The organism is Thermomicrobium sp. CFH 73360 (assembly GCF_023806465.1).
In the GTDB taxonomy this organism is placed as follows: domain Bacteria; phylum Chloroflexota; class Chloroflexia; order Thermomicrobiales; family Thermomicrobiaceae; genus Thermomicrobium.
In genome coordinates, this window is the sequence record NZ_JAMSLS010000004.1 from 128,145 (window position 1) to 147,649 (window position 19,505).

Sequence of the window (19,505 nt, forward strand, 5' to 3'; positions counted from 1 at the left end):
TTACCCCACTTGCTTTGCAGGAAGTGCGATGACGGCAGCTTGCGCACCAGAACGAGGGCCAGCAGCGCGATAGGAAAACCAGTCGCTTGCATGACACCGTGTACAGATGCCAGCTATTTCAATGTGCTGTGGGAGGACACCTGCCTCAAGCAAGAGAAGGCGGTTCGATTCCCAGAGATCGAAAAGGTACCGACTTTCGCGGTGGGAAAAAGCCCGTTCCCCATCTGCCGGAGCCATCGTGAGCCACTGCTCGACAACCTCATCACCAACCTCGTAGCAACAAGGACCGATCGACGGTCCAAGCGCTGCTCTGAGCTTTCTGGGCTCTGCGCCCAAATGCTCCACCAGCACCTCGATTGCACGGAGGGCAATCAATTGCGTTGTTCCACGCCAGCCAGCATGGACCGCGGCGACAGCCGGTACATCCGGCGCGTAGAGCAGGATCGGCACGCAGTCAGCGCATTGGACGACCAGTGGCAGGCCGCGCTCCGCAGTGACGAGGGCATCAGTGTCTGGAATGGCTGTGCTTGACTCTAGAGCTCCTCGGCCAGCGTCCTTTCTCATGACGATGGCGACCCGAGCTCCGTGGACTTGCCGACCGAACACTGTCGACTCCAGCGGGAGTCCCAGTTTCTTCCACCAGTGACGACGATTCTGCAGGGCCACGTCACAGCCTGCGTTCCAGCTCACCGTCCCTTGTCCTGGCAGGGAAGGGTCACGTCGCGTCATTCCGTGTGGAATACCCAGTTGTGTCAGTGTCACGAAACGGTAGGGTTCAATCATCATGGCTCATCACGCAAAAGAACATGCACGAGCGTTGGAGTTGATCGCTCGATGGCATGCGACAACGCTTGGGTGAGTTCTTCCGGCACTGTGACTCGCACCGATTCGATTTCATAGGCACGTGCCAGTGCGACAAAATCGGGATTGATCAGATCAACATCGCGCGGTTGCATCTCCCGTCCATGCATTGCCCGCTTCACAGCAGTGTGGGTGTGATCATCAAAGACGACAACGATTACTGGGAGACGGTACTGTGCCAACGTTCCCAGCTCTTGGATTGTGAATTGGATCCCACCATCACCGCAAATCGCGACCGCTGGTCGCTCGGGGCGCGCAAACTTTGCCCCGATTGCCATCGGCAGCGCTGACCCGAGCGTGCCGAAGCCGCGTGGAAAGGTGTAGGTTCTCGGGAGAAAGACCGGAAAGAACCGAACACCGGCGTAGCAGACCATCGTCATGTCGTGGGCGGTGAAGGCTTCACGAGGAAGGGCACTGCGCAGTGCCTGAACCCAAGATTTGTACCGATCGTAGGTATCCTGCGAGTAATTACGCAAGGATTCGCGCGTCTTTGCTATGGTTTCTTGATCCCAACCTTCACGGGGGCGGAAATTCCCTCGCATCCGCTCGAGTAAGGCAGCAACAAACTTACGGACATCAGCTAAAACAGCGAGTGTCGGACAATAAGGGCTACTGAACTCCATTGGATCGATATCGACGTGAATCAGAGTCCGTGGAAGAGGCAGTGTGCCTCCGGCAGTCGTCCGCGTACCGAGTCCCGTGCCAAGGGCAAGAACCACGTCAGAATCGCGAAACAGGTCGGCAGCTGGATTGTCGCTTGTCCATCGGTATCCCCACGAGCCGACCGCAAAGGGATGGTCCTCAGGAATGGCCCCCTTGCCCGTAACGGTCATGAACACCGGCGCCCGGATCTCGCTCGCAAGTTCCGCCAGAAGTGGACTCACCTCCTCGGCGACCGCCCCGCCACCGGCCAAGATCACCGCCCGTCTTGCTGCCGCAAGCAGTTCGGCGGCACGATCAACATCGGCTTGGTTCGGCGCACGTGGCTGACGGCGTGCAGTGTATTGGTCACACGAAGGCGCTTGTTCGCGCAACACATCGAGTGGAACTTCCAGATAAACGGGACGTGGCCGGCCATTCCACAGCTGGTCAAAGGCAGCAGCGACCGCCGGTTCGATCTCGCTTGCACTCATCACGCGGTAAGCCCACTTGACCACGGGGCGGATTACAGCCAGCTGATCGGGCATCGCATGGAGTTCTCCATGCATCCGACCGAGTTGGTGTCGCTCAAGAGAAGTGCTGATCACGAAGAGGGAAACACTATCGGCAAACGCTTGCGCGACCGGCGTTAGGATATTTGTGAGACCTGGGCCAGAGATGGTGAGAGCGACTCCAACGCGGCCGCTGGCTCGAGCGTATCCATCAGCCATGTACCCTGCACCTTGCTCGTGCCGGGGAAGGATCGTGCGGAGAGAACTCCTTTCTAACGCGGCGTAAATATCCAACGTGTGTACCCCAGGGATACTGAAGACAAGGTCGACATGGTGTCGTTCCAAGGCTTTGACAAGCAGCTCGGCACCTGTAAGCAGCATCTCTGGCTCACCCCAGTTTCCGTACCCACCGTCGTCATGCCTGAAAGAGGACGCAGTCCGTCCCCCGCGCAGTGTAGGCGATGCCGCAGAGACGAGCAACGCGATCACCGCTACGTGGAGCGGAGCCACCTGCAGACACCGATACTGCGCTCAGCGATAACAGAGAGAACTTAATCCCTCGGGACACGGTCAGCCGTGAGAAGTCGACTGCAGTTACGGCCGAATGAATGTCTGACATGCCTCTGAGCTTTCCCTGGGGAGGTAGCCGTACCACAATCGTTGATGGCCGTCAGCGAACGTTGCTCAACGCAGACGGAAGCAGTGCATCTTCGCATCCGAAATACGATGTTGCAGAGCCAACCTGAGGAACCGCGTTCGATGCCAGAAACGAGTGATAAGCGTCCTCATTTGCCAACAACCAACGGCGTCTTGCGAACGTACGACTCAGCACAGTCACACAGACAGCGTGAGTGAGGACGAGGTGGCGGACCGCTGCAGCGGCGTCACCAGTAACGCCGCTCCGGGGGGTAAGTAACTGGCGTCGAAGGCGTGGTCTGAATATACGCATAAGGATTCTTATGCGCATATCTAGAGAGCCGGCTCCACCGCCTGGAATTTCGCGACCACGCCCGTACAGACTGCCACCCCGTTACGCAGTACGCGCAGTTCGGCACGTACACGGTAGTTCTGCACTGTGGCACACTGATACACTGGCGTTATTACGTTCATTGTCTATCGGCCTGGGATGGTCCGAGGCAGACCCCTGCCCATGGCTGTGATAGAACTGCGTGAGACTTTCCGAGACAGCGTGGTTGCGCGGTTGCGAGAAGACCATCCGCTACCAACTGGTTACACGATCCACTCTCGTGTGTGCGAGTCGCGAAAACCAAGGCGCGGCGACGAAACGGAGAGTCCGTTCTGTCCCCGGCGCGAACGTTTCTGTCAGGTGTTTGCTTGCTGGTGCACCTCCCGCTAGGGGCAAGTCGCGGGAATCACCGAAACCTGAAAAGAGATATGGTGTTGTACTCCGCACGACACTTCCCACTCACATCCCCGGTGCACTGCTCTCGTCCAGGTGTGCGGCGGCGTCCCTTGCATAGCGATGAGCCCAACGAGTTGGCTCCGGGAGACGATAGCGACTGAGCCGAAGCACCCACGTGATCGCTTCCTGCAACGTGATGCGATGCCCAACGGAGACGATAATCGGCTTGGTGTCCACGCGTGTCCGCACCGCGGCACCGATCACTTGGTGATCGCCGATGACAGGTGTCCACGCGCCGCGCACATTGGACGGCTCCTGATATCGGCCGTACAGACGCGACTTCGCGGCACCGATTGTCGGCAAATCAAGCAGGACCCCAACATGACTGGCGAGGCCGCAGCCACGCGGATGCGCCCGTCCTTGTCCATCGATAAGGAGTAGATCTGGTGTTCGCCGCAACGCCCGTATCGCTTCGACAATTGCCGGCGCTTCTCGAAAACTTAGGTAGCCAGGAATGTAAGGGAAAGCGACGACCGTCTGCACTTCGGCTCGTTCGACCTCCTGGAGCGGCAACGGTCGAATATCCTCATCGTCCTCAGGAAGCGTAAGAAGTTCGAAATTCACCGCGATAGCCACTGCATGCTCGCCACGAACATGCAGGTCTGCGCCCGCGATCAGTCGAGGTGGACCGGGTAAAGGGCACTCGAGAATCCGTTGCGCGAGCTGCTGTTGAAGCTGTACCAGACGCTCCAGCTCTTCCTGCCAACTCGTCGCGGTGAAAGCCCACTGACGTGGCCGCCGCGTCTGCGTTGAGCTGTCATCACACATCGAAGCAACTCCCTGGCGCGAGCCGAGCTCCGCGCCACCAGTCGAGGCCCATCATGGGCTTTTTCCCCTCTGGCTGCACAATGTCCAAGGCAAGGGAGCAGCTTCCGGTCCCAACAAGTAACTCGGTACTTCTCGGGGCAAGGCAGCCAGGTGCGAGCCGCTGTTCGTTCTGGGTGAGATGTGCGCGAAGCAGAATCAAGCGACGCCCACGGATCACTGTCCAGGCACAGGGCCATGGTTGCAGTGCACGGATCGCCCGCTCGATCTGCTCCGCCGGCAGGGACCAGTCGACTCTCCCGTCCTCTTTACTCAAGGGCCGAGTATAGGTCGCTTGTTGTTCGTCTTGAGGGACAGCAGCGCTTTTCCCCTTGACCCAATCGCGAACCGTCTCAGGGAGAATCTCGGCAGCAAGCGCGGCGAGCCGACTGCTGAGGGTCTGACCGGTGTCCTCCGGCAAAATTGGCACCGCAACTTGTCGAACAATCGGACCTGCGTCCAGCTCAGGCGTAAGAAGGATGACCGTCACACCGGTCATCTCGTCCCCGTTGAGTAGCGCGGTCTGAATCGGACTTGCTCCGCGATAGCGGGGTAGCAACGATGGGTGCACGTTCAGAAAGCCATGCGGTACGAGCTCCAAGAGCCGACGGGGAATCAATTCCCCATAGGCGACCACAACGCCGACTGCCGGAGAGACCACGCGAAAGCGCTCTTCCACTTCAGCCCCACGCAAAGACGTTGGTTGCCATAGAGGCAAGCCCAACTCGAGCGCGGCCATCTTTACCGGCGGTGGCTGCAACGCACGGCCCCGGCCAGCGGGGCGGTCCGGCTGTGTCACCACTAGAACAATCTCCATATCGGGTTGAGCAACGAGTGCGCGGAGCGATGGGACAGCAAAATCAGGTGTACCAAGAAATAGAATGCGAATCGACTCCGCCATGTCGTGTAGCGCTCCGATTGATCGGTCGACACTCTTCTACATCGAACCCTACCATGACCGGCCGTGCTCAGGCATCATTGCCCGGTCAGGAGCGGGAGCGATGGCTCAACAGCTGACGGTCACCACTCCTCAAACGGTAGGACAGAAGAGGCGCAGACTGGCGGCGCTCCAAGCCACGGGGTTCATCGCGGTCATCGTCCTCGCTCTCACCCTTCGCCTCTATGGCATTAGTTGGGATCAATGGCATCTCTTGCATCCCGATGAGCGTTTCCAGCTGATGGTCGCAGTCGACCGCATCCACACCCCGAGGGAGTTCTCCGAGCTTCTTGATCCCACGGGGAGCCCATGGAACCCACGATCGGCGGGGGCCGATGGTCGTCCACAAGCGTTTGCGTATGGGGCGCTGCCGCTTTATACGCTGGAGGCGACAAGTTGGCTAGTGGATCGCGTTCGTTCGTTGCTTGGTCTGTTATCCCTCGGAAGTCTCGATCCGTATCGCACGCTTGCCTTTCGGGGACGCGTATTAAGCGCCTTGGTCGATCTCATCGGCATTCTCTTCGCCATGGCAGTCGCACGGCGTGCATTCGGAACGGCCGCCGCTCTGACAACTGGTGCCCTCATCGCGATGAGCGTGATCGCTATCCAACAGGCCCATTTCTTCGTCGTCGACCCATGGGCATCGACGTTTAGCATGATCACGCTCTGGAGTGCTCTCCAACTCGCACGGAGAGGAACGCGCGGTTGGGGTATCGCCACCGGAGTTGCGTATGGAGCTGCACTCGCCTGCAAAGCGAGCATGTGGCCACTGGTAGTTCCCATTGTTGTCGCCCTTGGATGGAACGCAACGAAGGGTGTTCCAAAGCCGTGGCGCATGGGCACACTTTTGAGTTCCCTCGTTACCGGCGCTCCGTGGGGCGCCGTTGCAGTGGCAGCGATCATTGCCTTTGCGGTGTTCGAACCATATACGGTTCTTGACCCCAGATCAACACTTCGGGACATCCTACGTGAATGGCAGATTGCGCGTGGAGAGCTGGATGTTCCGTACACCCGGCAATACGTTGACACGGTGCCGGTCATCTATCACATTGTGCAGCTCTGGCGCTGGGGCGTTGGACCAGCATTTGCTACGGTCGCCCTTTTCATTGTCGGAAGGGAAGCTATCAGCCTCGGTAAGGCTCTCCGAGCGCGGAACGTTGTACGAGACGTAGAGGCTGCAGGTAGTTCCGATGCTAGGCTCGCGAGAGTACTCATGCTTGCCTGGATCGGCGCCTACGTGCTTACCACTTGGACTGCAGAGACAAAGTACTTGCGCTACTCCTTACCCCTCGTGCCGCCGCTTGCAATTCTCGTGAGTGGTAGGCTGATCGAGCAGGTGCGGTGGGCGCAGCAGCCGATTCGCCGAATCTTTGCTGCTGTACTTATCGTGATCCTCTTCGCTGGTACTGGAATCTGGGCATTTGCGTTTAGCAGCATCTACGCGCAACCGCACACCCGAGTCCGTGCCTCGGAGTGGATGTATGCTTACGTTCCAAGCGGTGCCACACTTGGCATCGAACACTGGGATGATCGCCTGCCATTGGCATTCCCAGACCAGCATCCAGATCAGCAGTACCGGTTCGTCACATTAAACTGGTATGACGACCGTGCGCCAGACGATGCACTCCAATATCTTGCAGAATCCCTCGCTCAAGTCGACTACCTCGTGCTGTCGTCAGATCGCCTGGCAGGATCCATTCCACGACTCCCGTGGCGCTATCCGGTCGTCAGCGAGTATTACCGGCTGCTCGCCTCGGGTGAACTGGGTTTCGAGCTGGTCTATGAGGGAAAACAGGAATCACGCCTCGGACCACTCAGCCTGGATGACTACGCAGCGGACGAAAGCTTCACTGTCTACGATCATCCACGCGTGCGAATCTACCGCAAGACGCGGACGCTGACCATCGAAGAGCTCCGCACCCTCTTCTCCTGGGCACTCCAACAGCCGTATGTACCACAGCGCGAACGACCGGAGGCATACAAGCAGCTGCTGGGTCTACCCGCGAGCGCCGTCGAAGTGACCCATGACGTCGGCTGGAGTGAGCGCTGGCTACAGCACGACGCCTTGGCACTTCTTTGGTGGGTGGTCATCCTGGTCGTAATCGGTCTCGCCGGCTTACCGCTTGCGGTACGTGTCGCGGGGCAGCTATCCGACCGGGGTTGGGGACTTGCCCGACCGCTAGGTCTGGCACTGCTGGCCTATCCGGTGTGGTTAGCGGCGAGCTGGCACCTCCTCCCGTTCGAGCTTCCATGGCTATTACTGGTTATTGCTCTGGCCGTTATCGTGTCGTGGATCCTCGGCTGGCCACAGCTCCGCCAAATCGACTGGCGAGCAAGCGCACGACCTGTCATCACCAACGAATTCGTATTTTGGTTCACGTTCGGTATTTTCCTCTCGTTGCGTTGGCGATACCCAGATCTTTGGCACCCCTTCTTCGGCGGTGAAAAACCGATGGAGCTTGCCTACACGAATGCGGTAGCCCGGAGTCGCTGGTTACCACCGTACGACCCCTGGTTCGCCGATGGCATTCAGAACTATTACTACTACGGTTTTTTCCTCACAGCGTTGCTGTGGAAGCTGAGCGGACTTCTTCCTGAACGTGCTTTTCAGCTGACGCTGGCCACCTTCGCGGCGCTGGTGGCCGGTGTTGTCGCATCGCTCGGCATGGACCTTGCTCGGCGGATCGTAGCTCGTGTCTCATGGGGTAACGAACAAAAACGGTTAGTGCCAAGTGGCTGGATTCTGGCTGGCGGCTTCGGAGCAGTTGGTTGGGTACTCTTTGCGGGAAATATCGATCCAGCCTTCCAGATCCTCGGTCGCCGCTCGGTAGCCATCGATTTTTGGCAAAGCTCGCGCACCATCACCAACACCATCACCGAGTTTCCCTACTTTTCGTTCCTCTATGCCGATCTCCATCCGCACATGCTTGCGCTCCCCTTCTGGCTGGCGGTGATTGCCCTTGTTTTGGCTGCGCATGGAGAGGGAGACGAGGAAAGAACACGTTGGCTCCGAATTGGGTGCGCAGTCCTGCTCGGTGGAACTGCAGCCGTGACCAACAGCTGGGATTTTCCACTTGTTGCACTTCTGCTCGCCGTGCTCTCCTTGGCAAGCTTCTGGTCAATACGTCGGAACATTCTTTTTCCGCTGACGGTGGGATTTGCGTCAATTGTCCTTGCGCGACTCGCCTTCCAGCCATTCTATGATCGCTTTGTAAGTCCTGTGACCACCATACGCCCGACTTCGGCGGGAAGTCCGATCACGGAATTCTTTGTCCACTTCGGCTTGCTCTTGATTCTGCCCGCGGTTGCCATTCTGACGCATCGTCGGCGGCTCCAGCTCCAGCATTGGTTCTTGGGCATTGCAGCCATGGGAGCTTCGGCCGCAGGATATGGCATCGGAGCGCTGATAAGAGGCGGGAACTTCTTCTCAACAACTCTACTTGCTCAGGATCGTTGGCTCTTGGTCCTTCTCATCCTCGTTTTTGTGGTCGTCGCCCTCGGCACAGCCGTATTGCAGTTCGATGCCTCAAACAATGAATCACTTGCTTTCGCGCTGATGACTGGAACAGCGGTCGGACTCTTGGCAGCAACCCACTGGACTGCAGCGCTGATGCTCGCCCCTGCCATACCGGCTGCTGCGTGGGTTCTCCTGCACCAGCGGCGTCCAGAAGTAGCGATTCCAACTCTTTGGCTTATGGCTCTTGGAGTGATCGCTTTGGCGGAACTCTTCATTGTTGTCGACGACCTCTATGGATCGCCATGGGAACGCATGAACACAGTATTTAAGTTCTACTTCGAGGCCTGGCCACTGCTCGCATTGAGCGGCTGGGCAGCGTTTCTCTGGGCTCTGGCACGACCGACGAATGCTTTTCAACCATCAGCTCGGCCCATCATGGTTGGAGCGCTCGTGGTGCTTGCTTCTCTTGCCGCCCTCTACCCGCTTCTCGGAACTCCTGCACGATTAGCATTGCGCCTTCCGTCGACCCCAACTCCTGGCAGCCTCGACGGGTATGCCTGGATGATTGGAGGAACTTATACAAACAGTCGTGGTGAAGTAATCGACACCACCGAGGACTGGCAGGTCGTTCACTGGCTCCGCACGCATGCTCGGGGCAACCAGGTGATCTTGGAGGCGTCGATCGGGCCCTATCGAGGCAACGGGTCGCGGATCTCAAGTGCAACCGGTCTTCCTACTATTCTGGGCTGGGACCGCCACGAGCGGCAGCAGCGGACTGCGATTGCACCGATTGATCACAGTGTCATCGGGCTCTCTCCGCTTGGGGATGCCGTCGATCGAAGACTGCGCGAGGTTCGCGAACTCTATACGACCACAGACCTTGAAAGGAAGCAGCAGCTGTTGTACGCGTACGGCGTGCACTATGTCATCGTCGGTCAAGTCGAGAAGCGTTGGCGCGTCCAACCAGGATTTGCCGGCGCGACGCAGCCAGATGAGCTATACGCTTCGCCAGAAGGTATCGCAGCCTTCCAAGCTCTCGAAGGGTCGACTCTCAGGCGTGTGGCTGTTTTCGGCGAGACAGTTATCTACGAGGTGCTCCCATCGGTGAAGGGATGAAGGGGGCGGATGAACGAGATCGCCGTGGCAGTGCTCTGGCAGGCTGCTTGGCTGTCATGTGCTCTTGCTGTCTTCCCTGCTATACGGAGTGCTTGCGGTGACGAGAAGCTTGCCATTGGCATTTCATTGGCAGTCGGCCCAGCGCTGATCGCCCTACCCGTGTGGTGGCTTAGTACCCTCCTCCGTCTTCCCTTCACTCCGACCACACTTCTTGTCAGCTTCAGTCTGCTAGCGGTTGGCAGCTGGAGTACCGCACTCCTGACTCGTGATTTGGCTGCACTAGGCCGTGACACTGGGCAGGGGTGGCCGTTCCTCCTTCTGCATACCGGAGCCTTTGCAGGGTATGCCGTGTTCCGCAGCTTTAATCCAGCTATTCGCTACACCGAAAAACCGATGGAACTCGCTATTCTGTCAAGCACAATCGTTGCCTCACACCTTCCCTCTCCGGATCCCTGGTTTGCGAGCAAACCGGTCAATTACTACATCTTTGGTTATGTCGAAATGGCAGGGCTGGCGAAGATCCTGGGCACCGCGCCGGAAGTGGCGTTTAATCTGGCGCTTGCCTCCTTGTTCGCGAGCGCGATCGTGAGTATTGGCGCGGCAGCTGGTCATCTCGCAGCTTCCACATCGGATGGCTCTTTCCGCTGGTCGGCAGCGATCCTTGCAGTCTTTCTCCTTGTTGGCGTCGGTAATTGGCAGACGGCCTGGGCCCTGCTTCGCAATCCTCACGACGCTCTTACTACCTCGTGGTGGACCGGTCCGGGCTGGAACGCCTCTCGCGTAATCATCGATACAGGCTTTCCCTGGTCGGGGCCTCCGCGCTCGACAATCAACGAGTTCCCAGCCTTTTCATTTGTGTTGGGCGATCTTCATCCCCATCTGCTTGCATTGCCGATGCTTGGCGCCTTCCTCGGCTGCCTCTCCGCTGTGACAACCGGTACGCGATCCGTACCAGCAGTAGTTCTGGCCGGTGTATTGCTGGGCTGTCTCTGGATCACGAATACCTGGGCGCTCCCTTTGGCGGCACTGACGGCGGTTTTCGTCGCAGCGATCCGCTGGTGGCCAATGGTTTCCCGCACAGCACTCCATATCGGTCTGCTCGGTTGCGTCGCTGTGATCGTTGCGCTCCCGTTCCAGGTTGCGTACATCCCCTCCTATGGCCTCCTGCCTGAAGAAGTGCCGCCAGCCCTCAGGCAGATACCACCTTTACGCTGGCTCGTGCGGACCGTCGGTGTCGTCGTGTGGGAGAGGAGCTCCTTTGGCGAGCTGCTTCGTGCGCACGGCACGTTGCTGCTGCCAGGAGCACTGGCAGTCGGTGTGCTGCTGTTGGAGCTACCAGCGACACACCGTCCGCGTGCTGGGATGACCGTTGCCATCGTCGGTTTTGTCGCAATCTTGGCGCTGGCGAGCAAGACTCCTGCCCTTATTCTCATCGGAGTTCCGCTCGTCGGGGCCTGGTGGTTACTTTGGCAGCGTGAGAGGTCCTTGGAGAACTGGTCACGAGCTCTGCCTTTTCTGGTTGCAGCGTGGAGTGGCATTCTCGCGGTTGAATTTTTCTATCTTCGCGATGTTTTCGGCGATCGCATGAACACCGTGTTCAAAGTCTACTTTGATGCGTGGGCACTCCAGGCCGCAGCACTGCCTGCTCTTTTCTTGCACATCCTGCGCTCCCGGGGATTTCTCAGACCGGTGTCGCTTGGCCTCGTCGTCCTTGCACTCATGGCTGGTGCGCTGTATCCTCCGCTCTCGACCTGGAAATGGACAGATGGTTTTGCTCAACAGCAGGGGCTTGATGGGCTCGAGTATCTTCGTCAGGCGCATCCTGACGAAGCTGCAGGAATTCAATGGATTCGTCGGAACACCGCACCAGACGCTGTCGTGCTCGAGGCTCCTGGCTGCTCCTACGGGATGATGATGGAGATCCCCCATAGTCGTGTGTCAATGGCAACTGGTCGACCAACGGTTCTCGGATGGGACGGGCACGAGTACCAGTGGAGACGAGGCAGCTTGGAGCAACTTGCATCGCTTGAGGAGCGGAAGGCAGCGCTTCGGGAAATTTTCGAATCCCCCTCGGTCGAACGAGTTCAGGAGCTACTTCATCACTACGATGTCACGCACGTGTACATCGGGACGCTCGAACGGTCCGGCTTGGGAGCACATTGTGCGCTGTTGGGAGCACCACAAGCTGACCGACTTTCGGAAACTCTCAAACAGCTCGGTTGGCAACCCGCCTTTGTGCAGGGTGACGTTGTGATTTACGCCCGGCCTTCGTTTTCGCTACCTCATTGACCGAATCGGTGAGGCGTGTTACCATCGGGTATGCCACGCAGCGCGTGGTTCTGCGGAGAACGGCCGAACCTCTGGGTGAGGAGGGGCACGATCAGTACGACACGACCTCTACGAGTGAACGAGCGGATCCGCGTTCCGGAAGTCCGCTTGATCGACGAAACCGGACAGCATCTCGGAATTTTCCGCACAGAAGAAGCACTCCGGCTCGCGCGGGAACGAGGGTTGGATCTGGTCGAGGTTCAACCGAACGCGACTCCGCCGGTGTGCCGCATAATGGATTACGGCAAGTACCGGTATGAGGAGAGTCGCCGCGAGCGGGAGTCGCGGAAGCGGCAGAAGACGATTGAGGTCAAGGAGATCCGGCTACGGCCCCGCATCGACATGCACGATCTGGAGACGAAAGTCCGCCAAATTCAGCAATTCCTGGCGGACGGCGCAAAAGTCAAAGTGACCGTACTGTTCCGTGGTCGGGAAATCGTCTACCAGGAACTCGGCGAACGGGTACTCCAGAAAGTGCTCGAGCTCCTGGGCGCAAGAGCAATGGTCGAACAGTCCCCACACCTTGAGGGAAGGACCCTGGTTATGTTCCTGGCCCCGGGTCGTGGTGAGACGGCGCGGACAGGAAGTGCTGACGAACGAGAGCAGGAGAGCTGACCATGCCAAAGATGAAAACCAAAAAGGCTGCAGCGAAACGCTTTAAAATTACTGGTTCCGGCAAGGTCCTCCGGCTACGTAGCGCTCGGAATCATAATCGGCTTAAGAAGGCTCCGCGCGTGCGGCGCTCCTTCGACAAGATGGTTCCGGTGCATGCCTCGGATGTGCACCGGGTAAAACCGCTCCTGCCGTACGCATGGTAACGATGGCTGAGTCCTGAGAGGGAGAGCGATGGTTCGCGTCAAACGCGGAGTGACCAAACACCGACGACACAAGAAGATTTTAGAGCCGGCGAAAGGATATCAGCTCGGGCGAAGCAAGCTGTACCGACACGCGAACGAAGCGGTCCTGAAAGCGCTACGATACCAATATCGCGACCGCCGTGCCCGCAAGCGGGATTTTCGCCGCCTTTGGATCGTCCGTATCAATGCCGCTGCTCGTCAGCATGGGCTTCCTTACAGGGACTTCATGCATGGCCTGAAGCAGGCTGGGGTCGAGATCGATCGCAAGATGCTGGCTGATCTTGCTGTCCACGATCCCGGCGCATTCAGCCGCTTGGTTGAGGTGGCACGTCAAGCCCTGTGACGCGATTGGTAACAAGTCGTCGACATCCGCTCGTGGCTTATGCCCGTTCTCTCCGCGAGCGTCGCGTGCGAGAGAGAGAACGGGCTTTTCTTGTAGAAGGGCCGCGCTCAATTGCCGATGCGATCGCGGCTGGTTTTTGGCCAAAGCTCCTCTACTTTTCTCCACACCGTGCTGATGCCGAGGAGCAGCAGATTGTTGAGGAGGCCAGGAAGCACGGGATTTCGATCGTAGCGGTGAGTGACGAGATTCTGCACTATGTCGCGGATACCGTTACGCCGCAGGCGGTGATTGCAGTTTTTCCATTCCCCTCCCTAGAGATCTGTGTCCCAGAGCGCGAAGCGTTACTTCTCCTTGTCGTCGATCGACTGCAAGATCCAGGAAACCTGGGTACTCTCTTGCGCTCCGCGCTCGGCGCCGGTGCACATGCCGCTTTCCTGACGCCGGGAACGGTGGATCCATTCAATGCCAAGGTGGTCCGGGCAGCCGCAGGGTCACACTTTCGTCTGCCAATTCAGGAATTCGCCGGTGATAAGGAGGTTTGGATTCATCGCGTGGAGCAGCTTGTCATTGGTGACCCGCGCGCTGGCCTGGCCTACGATGAAGTCGATTGGACCCGTGCCTCTGCTCTCGTTGTTGGCAGCGAAGCACACGGAGTAAGCCCACAGCTGAGACAGCTCGCCACACACCACGTCGCCATTCCGTTGCGCGGTGGCTTAGAGTCTCTGAATGCAGCAGTTGCTGGATCGGTTATCCTCTTCGAGGCTGCTCGACAGCGGCGAATGACAACGCGCAAAGCCACTACCCGTGAGTAGCCGCAACCTCTTGCAAAATTCGCGATTCATGCTATAGTGACGGTGATCTCGAGAAGAGATCTAGGGATTGGGAAGGCCGACAAAGGGGGTTCGAGCCATGCGTAAGAGCGATCTCATTCGAGCTGTTGCAGAGCGAACCAACGCTCGACAGAGCCAGGTTGCTCCAATCGTGAACGCTGTCTTCCAGACGATCCAAGACACACTTGCAAAGGGGGAAGAGGTAAGCATTGCCGGCTTTGGAACTTTCCGCGTCAGTGAGCGCGCACGCCGGCGGGGTCGCAACCCGCGGACAAGCGAGCCGATCGAGATTCCGGCCAGGCGAAGCCCAAGCTTTCGTCCAGGAACACAGCTTAAGCGTGCAGTCGCTGGACGCTAACCGTTCTTGGAATCCATTGGTCAGCCGAGGCGGGTTGTCCGCCTCGGCATTTTAGATGTCCAGGTTCCGTACCTCGCGGGCATGGGCTTGGATAAACCGCTTGCGCGGCGGTACCGCTGAGCCCATCAGCATATTGAACGTCTCGTCAGCCTTCACTGCGTCCTCAATTGTCACCCGAAGCAGCGTCCGTCGCGCCGGATCCATTGTCGTCTCCCAGAGCTGCTCGGGGTTCATCTCACCCAAACCCTTGTAGCGCTGGATGTCCCAACTCTTGCCGTCACCACGATTCAAAATAGCGTCGCGCTCCTCGTCGGAATACACGTAATAGACCTCTTTGCCGCTCTGCAACCGATAGAGCGGTGGTTGAGCAATGTACAGGTGTCCGTCCACAATCAGCCCTTCGAGGTATCGGAAGAAGAAGGTCAAAAGCAGTGTACGGATGTGCGCACCATCGACATCAGCATCCGTCATCAAGATAATCCGGTGGTACCGGAGCTTGGATCGATCGTACTGATCACCGATCCCTGTGCCGAGCGCCGTGATCAACGCCCGAATCTCTTCGTTGTGGAGCATGCGATCCAGTCGCGCTTTCTCAACGTTCAAGATCTTGCCCCGCAAGGGAAGAACAGCCTGGAACCGGCGATCGCGTCCCTGCTTTGCAGAACCGCCGGCGGAATCACCCTCAACAATGTACAGTTCCGCCTTCGCTGGGTCACGTTCGGTGCAGTCCGCGAGCTTCCCCGGTAGGCTGAACGTGTCTAGCGCACCCTTTCGTTGTACGAGCTCCCGCGCCTTGCGGGCTGCTTCACGTGCCCGCGCCGCCGTCAAACACTTCTCGATAACTCGGCGTGCAATCTGGGGGTTTTCTTCAAGATAGCTCGTAAACGACTCGTACACTACGGATTGGACGATACCCGCGACCTCAGCATTCCCAAGCTTCGTCTTCGTCTGTCCTTCGAATTGCGGTTCTGCAAGCATGACCGAGACGATCGCAGTCAGTCCTTCCCGCACGTCCTCGCCACTAAGGTTCGGATCACCCTCCTTGAGGAGACCGTGACGGCGCGCATATTCGTTGATCGCGCGCGTGAGCGCGGCCTTGAAGCCCGTTACATGAGTTCCACCATCGATCGTGTTGATGTTGTTGGCGAAGGCATGCGTCGACTCAGCAAACCCGTCGGTGTACTGAATGGCAACCTCAACCAGACAACCGTTCTGCTCCCGCTTTACGTAGAACGGCTGCTGGTGCAATACCTCTTTCGTCCTGTTGAGATGGCGCACGAAGGAGACAATTCCACCCTCGAAGGAGAACGTCATCTCCGTGTCCGTGCGTTCGTCTTCGAAGTGGATCGTCAGCCCGCTGGTCAGGTATGCAATCTCCCGGAAGCGCTGGAGCAGTACCTCGTTTTGATAGTCGAGGGTGCGGAAGATCTGCCGGTCCGGCAGGAAAACGGTTTCTGTACCGTGATCCTCCACATCCGTCTCACCGACCAGCTCCACTGGAGTCACCGGTACACCGCGTTCGTATCGCTGACGATAAATCTTGCCGTCCCGACGGACCGTCACTTCGAGCCATTCCGACAGCGCGTTGACCACCGATGCGCCGACACCGTGCAGCCCGCCGGAGACCTTGTAGCCCCCACCCCCGAACTTCCCGCCTGCGTGCAGAGTGGTCATGATGACTTCGAGGGCAGACTTTCCAACCTTCGGGTGGATATCGACCGGGATCCCTCTTCCATTGTCTCGCACCCGTACAGCGCCGTCACGATGAAGAGTGATATCGATCCGGTCACAGAAGCCCGCCAATGCCTCGTCAACACTGTTGTCGACGATCTCGTACACCAGATGATGGAGGCCTCGGACGTCCGTGCTGCCAATATACATGCCCGGACGCCGACGGACTGCCTCAAGGCCCTCGAGGACCTGAATCGCGCTCGCGTCGTACCGAACGTTCGTCTTTGTCATCATCGTTCCTCAATCTCTGTTCGACTCGCGCGGACAGCTTGACCCCGCAGAACGAGAATGACTCGTGCTCGATAGAAGAGGAGGCTCGCCAGGATTAAGGCCGTCGCGACGTATGCGTAACTGACCAATGCGAAGGGGATTGCGAGGACGTTCCCCGTGAACACACGCAGTGCTAAAGGGAGACCGAGCTGGATCATCGAGATAGCACCGATGAAACGGAGCGTCGGCCAGAAAGCAACGCGTAAAATACCAATACTGTACTGCGCTGCTCGGAAGGGTCCGGCACCACTCAGCACAATAGCATCTTCAACAAAGAAGGTACCAACATAGAACACGAGACCTGCGATCAGGAACAGGGGCGTCGCGAGGCTCAGAACCGCAATGCCGAGCCCCACAATAGTGGCCACCGCCAGTGCAAGAGTGGCAACCACGGTAATGCCCAGAAGCCCAAGAATGAGGATCCCGAAATAGGTCAGCATCATGACTGAATTCCGCAGTCCCGTTCGTAGCAGCGGGGCCAGCCGAAGGCGCTCACCCCGCACTACGGCACCCAAGATCGTCCAGTAACACATCCCAAGTACGACGCCGAAAACGAAAAGGCCGACCAACACGACACTCGCGACCAGTGGTACCGGTTCGACCACTGGCGGACGAAACGGTACGGCGAATGTCTGCGGCCCCAAAACCGCGACGAGACTCGGGAGCAGCGTCGTCAACAACAAGAGCAGATCGAAATCTGCCCCAAGTCCTTGAAGACTAGTCCGTTGGTCAGTCGGCAGAGTTCCCGCGGTAGTCAAGTAATTGCCTACCCACCGGAAGAGTTCCCCTCCGGAAATTCTGGGGCTCAACCACTGCAGACAGTCGAGCGCAACCAGGCCAAGCATGAGATAGGGCCGGCGATTAAGCAGAGTGAACGCCAGACCTACCGTCTCAATGACACCTGCCGGTACCGGCTCGCGAAGCGGTCGCGAGGGAGCAGAGCCCACAGTGCCTCCAGCTCAGTATCGACCAAGTTCTTGCAATCGTTGATCGTCGATCCCAAAGTGGTGAGCGAGTTCATGCAGCACAGTCTCACGAACAAGTTGCACGAGTTCAGTTCGATCACGCGCAGCACGGCATACTGGTCCTTGAAAGAGCGTAATGATGTCCGGAGCCACCATGCCGTAGCCACTCGTCCGAGCGGGTAATGGAACGCCTTCATAGAGCCCGAATAAAGTTCCGCCGCGAACACCGGCCACCCGTCGGTGTCGCACTCGTGGTTCACGTTCAATAACAATTGCGACGTTGTCGAGCGCTTCCCGGATCGGTTCAGGCAACAAGTCGAGAACTTCCCGCACGAGCTCCTCAAATGCTCGACGGCTCAAGAAGACCGGCATCGTGCCCCCTGTCGCCCAACCCGAACAAGTATACCTGATTGTCCGGCGTCTGTAGGTTCACGAGCCTTGCACAGCTGCCTCGAGTAGCGCTCTCCCAATGGGGAGGGCAACTTGCACGCCGGAGCCACCGTGTTCGACCACAACTGCCACTACGACTCGTTTACCTGCTCGTTCCGCGAAGCCAATGAACCAGGCATGCGGAGCACGATCACCAACTTCCGCCGTGCCTGTTTTACCCCCCACCGTTACCCCATCGATGCGAGCCGGCCGTGCATACCCATACTCCACCGACCACACCATCAAGTCCCGGAGCGCTGCTGCCGTCTCGCGAGTGAAGGCGCGACGCCATTCCTTTGTTTGCCGACTCCAGATGAGGCCACCATTTGGACTACGTACTTCACGAACCAGGTATGGCTCTGGCATGGAACCATCGCGCACAACGGCAGCGGCTAGCAGAGCCATTTGGAGCGGCGTAACGAGGAGCTGCCCTTGCCCAAACGCTGTTTCTGCGATGCCGGCGCGACTTGTGAGAAAATCAGGAGTTTGAGCAATCTGGCTTGGTGCGACCCGCAGATCGAAAGGGATACTCTCTTCAAAACCAACCGCCCGCGCCATCTCCTCGAGTCGTTGAGCACCTAGCTCCAGACCAACTTGCGCAAAGACAACGTTCAACGAGTACCCGTACGCCTCTTGGAGTGTAAAGCTCACGCGCGTGGGATCCGGCCGGTTCTGCTCAATGATGACCCGTGAGTCAACGACCAGCGCGCCATCGTCCCGGTAGACGGAAGTCAGTGTGGCAAGACCAGACTGTAAGGCAGCCGCAGCGGTCACTGTCTTGAAAATCGAACCGGGCACGTAGAGCCCTTGAATTGGCCGCAGCAGTAATGGTCCACGACCATCACGTTCCAGCATCGCGAGATAGGCACGAGCGCGTTCGACATCCTCTGCAGGTGCCCCCAAAGGCACACTCAACTGATTCGGATCAAAAGTCGGGCTGGACACAAATGCGAGGACAGCACCACTATCAGCGTCGAGGAGCACCGCGGCTCCTGCACGTTCACCAAGCATGGTTTGGCCAAGTTCCTGCAATTGGGGATCGACCGAAAGGACTACATCATTGCCTCGGCGAGCACGGTGCAAGACGCCATCGAGCCAGGAATTCCATCCGCTCGTGCTGCTGCCTGAGAGCTCGTGGTCAAATACACGCTCGATTCCTGCAGCGCCATATAACCCTGGCGAGTAGTATCCAGCCAAATAGGCTATGGGACCTTCATAGACTCGGTGACGAATGCCATACCTGTCCGTATCGTCGCGCGCAATGACTGTTCCATCCGAGAGAAGGATACGTCCCCGCTCGACCTGGCGCTCGGCCACATAGCGGCGCACATCGACGACGCCGACTGCGGGATCCGACGCTCTTGCAAAAATCCGGTCACGGTCGAGCAGTTGGGCACGCAGCACTTGAATTGTCACGAGCGCAAACCCAACTGCAAAAACCAGAGCGAGATGAACAAGGGGACGAGCACTTCGGACGAGCTCTGCTGCTCCGCTTGGCCACAATGCGATGCCCCAGAGTCCACCAATGACGACGAGCAAGCCAAGCCAACGCGGATCGGCTCGGTCATCGGTAATCAGCACACCGTAGGCGATGAGAAAGATGGATGCAATGATCGCGGCAGCTTGCAATACTCCGCGCACCTTC

15 protein-coding genes are annotated in these 19,505 nt (G+C 58.4%); 7 read left to right on the forward strand and 8 right to left on the reverse strand.

Annotated elements, in window-relative coordinates; all coding sequences use genetic code 11:
• The 4 genes from pgeF to fmt all read right to left on the reverse strand — a co-directional run bounded on the left by pgeF (position 1) and on the right by fmt (position 5,140).
• Entirely contained in the window at positions 1-786 is a 786-nt protein-coding gene (gene pgeF / locus NET03_RS09240) for a peptidoglycan editing factor PgeF (protein ID WP_252128629.1), read from the reverse strand.
• Positions 783-2,393 carry a thiamine pyrophosphate-binding protein gene (locus tag NET03_RS09245; protein WP_252128630.1) on the reverse strand — a complete coding sequence of 537 codons (1,611 nt, stop codon included), beginning with the start codon at positions 2,391-2,393 and terminating at the stop codon, positions 783-785. The genes pgeF and NET03_RS09245 overlap by 4 nt, the downstream gene beginning before the upstream one ends.
• Positions 2,394-3,438: 1,045 nt before the next feature.
• Positions 3,439-4,203 (reverse strand): endonuclease V, encoded by a 765-nt coding sequence (locus NET03_RS09250; protein WP_252128631.1) that lies wholly within the window; start codon positions 4,201-4,203, stop codon positions 3,439-3,441.
• Entirely contained in the window at positions 4,196-5,140 is a 945-nt protein-coding gene (gene fmt, locus NET03_RS09255) for a methionyl-tRNA formyltransferase (RefSeq protein WP_252128632.1), read from the reverse strand. Before fmt ends, NET03_RS09250 begins: the two co-directional genes overlap by 8 nt.
• 100 nt (positions 5,141-5,240) lie before the next feature.
• Between fmt and NET03_RS09260 the strand changes: the two genes are divergently transcribed.
• The 7 genes from NET03_RS09260 to NET03_RS09290 all read left to right on the forward strand — a co-directional run bounded on the left by NET03_RS09260 (position 5,241) and on the right by NET03_RS09290 (position 14,465).
• Positions 5,241-9,749 (forward strand): DUF2298 domain-containing protein, encoded by a 4,509-nt coding sequence (locus NET03_RS09260; protein ID WP_252128633.1) that lies wholly within the window; start codon positions 5,241-5,243, stop codon positions 9,747-9,749.
• 9 nt (positions 9,750-9,758) lie between these two features.
• Positions 9,759-12,038, forward strand: coding sequence for a DUF2298 domain-containing protein (locus NET03_RS09265; RefSeq protein ID WP_252128634.1), 2,280 nt, complete (start codon positions 9,759-9,761; stop codon positions 12,036-12,038).
• A gap of 114 nt (positions 12,039-12,152) precedes the next feature.
• The gene (gene infC, locus NET03_RS09270; protein WP_252128635.1) at positions 12,153-12,692 is read left to right on the forward strand and encodes a translation initiation factor IF-3; all 540 of its coding nucleotides are present in this window, start codon (positions 12,153-12,155) and stop codon (positions 12,690-12,692) included.
• A 2-nt stretch (positions 12,693-12,694) separates the two neighbouring features.
• Complete coding sequence (gene rpmI, locus NET03_RS09275; RefSeq protein WP_353655808.1) at positions 12,695-12,895, forward strand: 50S ribosomal protein L35; 201 nt, start codon at positions 12,695-12,697, stop codon at positions 12,893-12,895.
• Between the two features lie 28 nt (positions 12,896-12,923).
• Positions 12,924-13,277, forward strand: a complete 354-nt coding sequence (gene rplT, locus NET03_RS09280; RefSeq protein WP_252128636.1) for a 50S ribosomal protein L20 — start codon at positions 12,924-12,926, stop codon at positions 13,275-13,277.
• Positions 13,274-14,089 carry a TrmH family RNA methyltransferase gene (locus NET03_RS09285; protein WP_252128637.1) on the forward strand — a complete coding sequence of 272 codons (816 nt, stop codon included), beginning with the start codon at positions 13,274-13,276 and terminating at the stop codon, positions 14,087-14,089. Before rplT ends, NET03_RS09285 begins: the two co-directional genes overlap by 4 nt.
• 97 nt (positions 14,090-14,186) lie before the next feature.
• On the forward strand, positions 14,187-14,465 hold the full coding sequence (locus NET03_RS09290) for an HU family DNA-binding protein (RefSeq protein WP_252128638.1): 279 nt from the start codon (positions 14,187-14,189) through the stop codon (positions 14,463-14,465).
• Between the two features lie 51 nt (positions 14,466-14,516).
• On the opposite strand, the gene gyrB is transcribed toward NET03_RS09290, so the two are convergent.
• From gyrB to NET03_RS09310, 4 genes are read right to left on the reverse strand one after another with little or no spacing between them, the layout of a single operon-like run.
• Positions 14,517-16,427 carry a DNA topoisomerase (ATP-hydrolyzing) subunit B gene (gene gyrB, locus NET03_RS09295; RefSeq protein WP_252128639.1) on the reverse strand — a complete coding sequence of 637 codons (1,911 nt, stop codon included), beginning with the start codon at positions 16,425-16,427 and terminating at the stop codon, positions 14,517-14,519.
• Entirely contained in the window at positions 16,427-17,413 is a 987-nt protein-coding gene (locus tag NET03_RS09300) for a hypothetical protein (protein WP_252128640.1), read from the reverse strand. Before NET03_RS09300 ends, gyrB begins: the two co-directional genes overlap by 1 nt.
• A 12-nt stretch (positions 17,414-17,425) precedes the next feature.
• Positions 17,426-17,803 (reverse strand): metallopeptidase family protein, encoded by a 378-nt coding sequence (locus NET03_RS09305; RefSeq protein ID WP_252128641.1) that lies wholly within the window; start codon positions 17,801-17,803, stop codon positions 17,426-17,428.
• Positions 17,804-17,860: 57 nt separating this feature from the next.
• Positions 17,861-19,489 carry a penicillin-binding transpeptidase domain-containing protein gene (locus NET03_RS09310; protein ID WP_252128642.1) on the reverse strand — a complete coding sequence of 543 codons (1,629 nt, stop codon included), beginning with the start codon at positions 19,487-19,489 and terminating at the stop codon, positions 17,861-17,863.
• Positions 19,490-19,505: the final 16 nt, after the last annotated feature.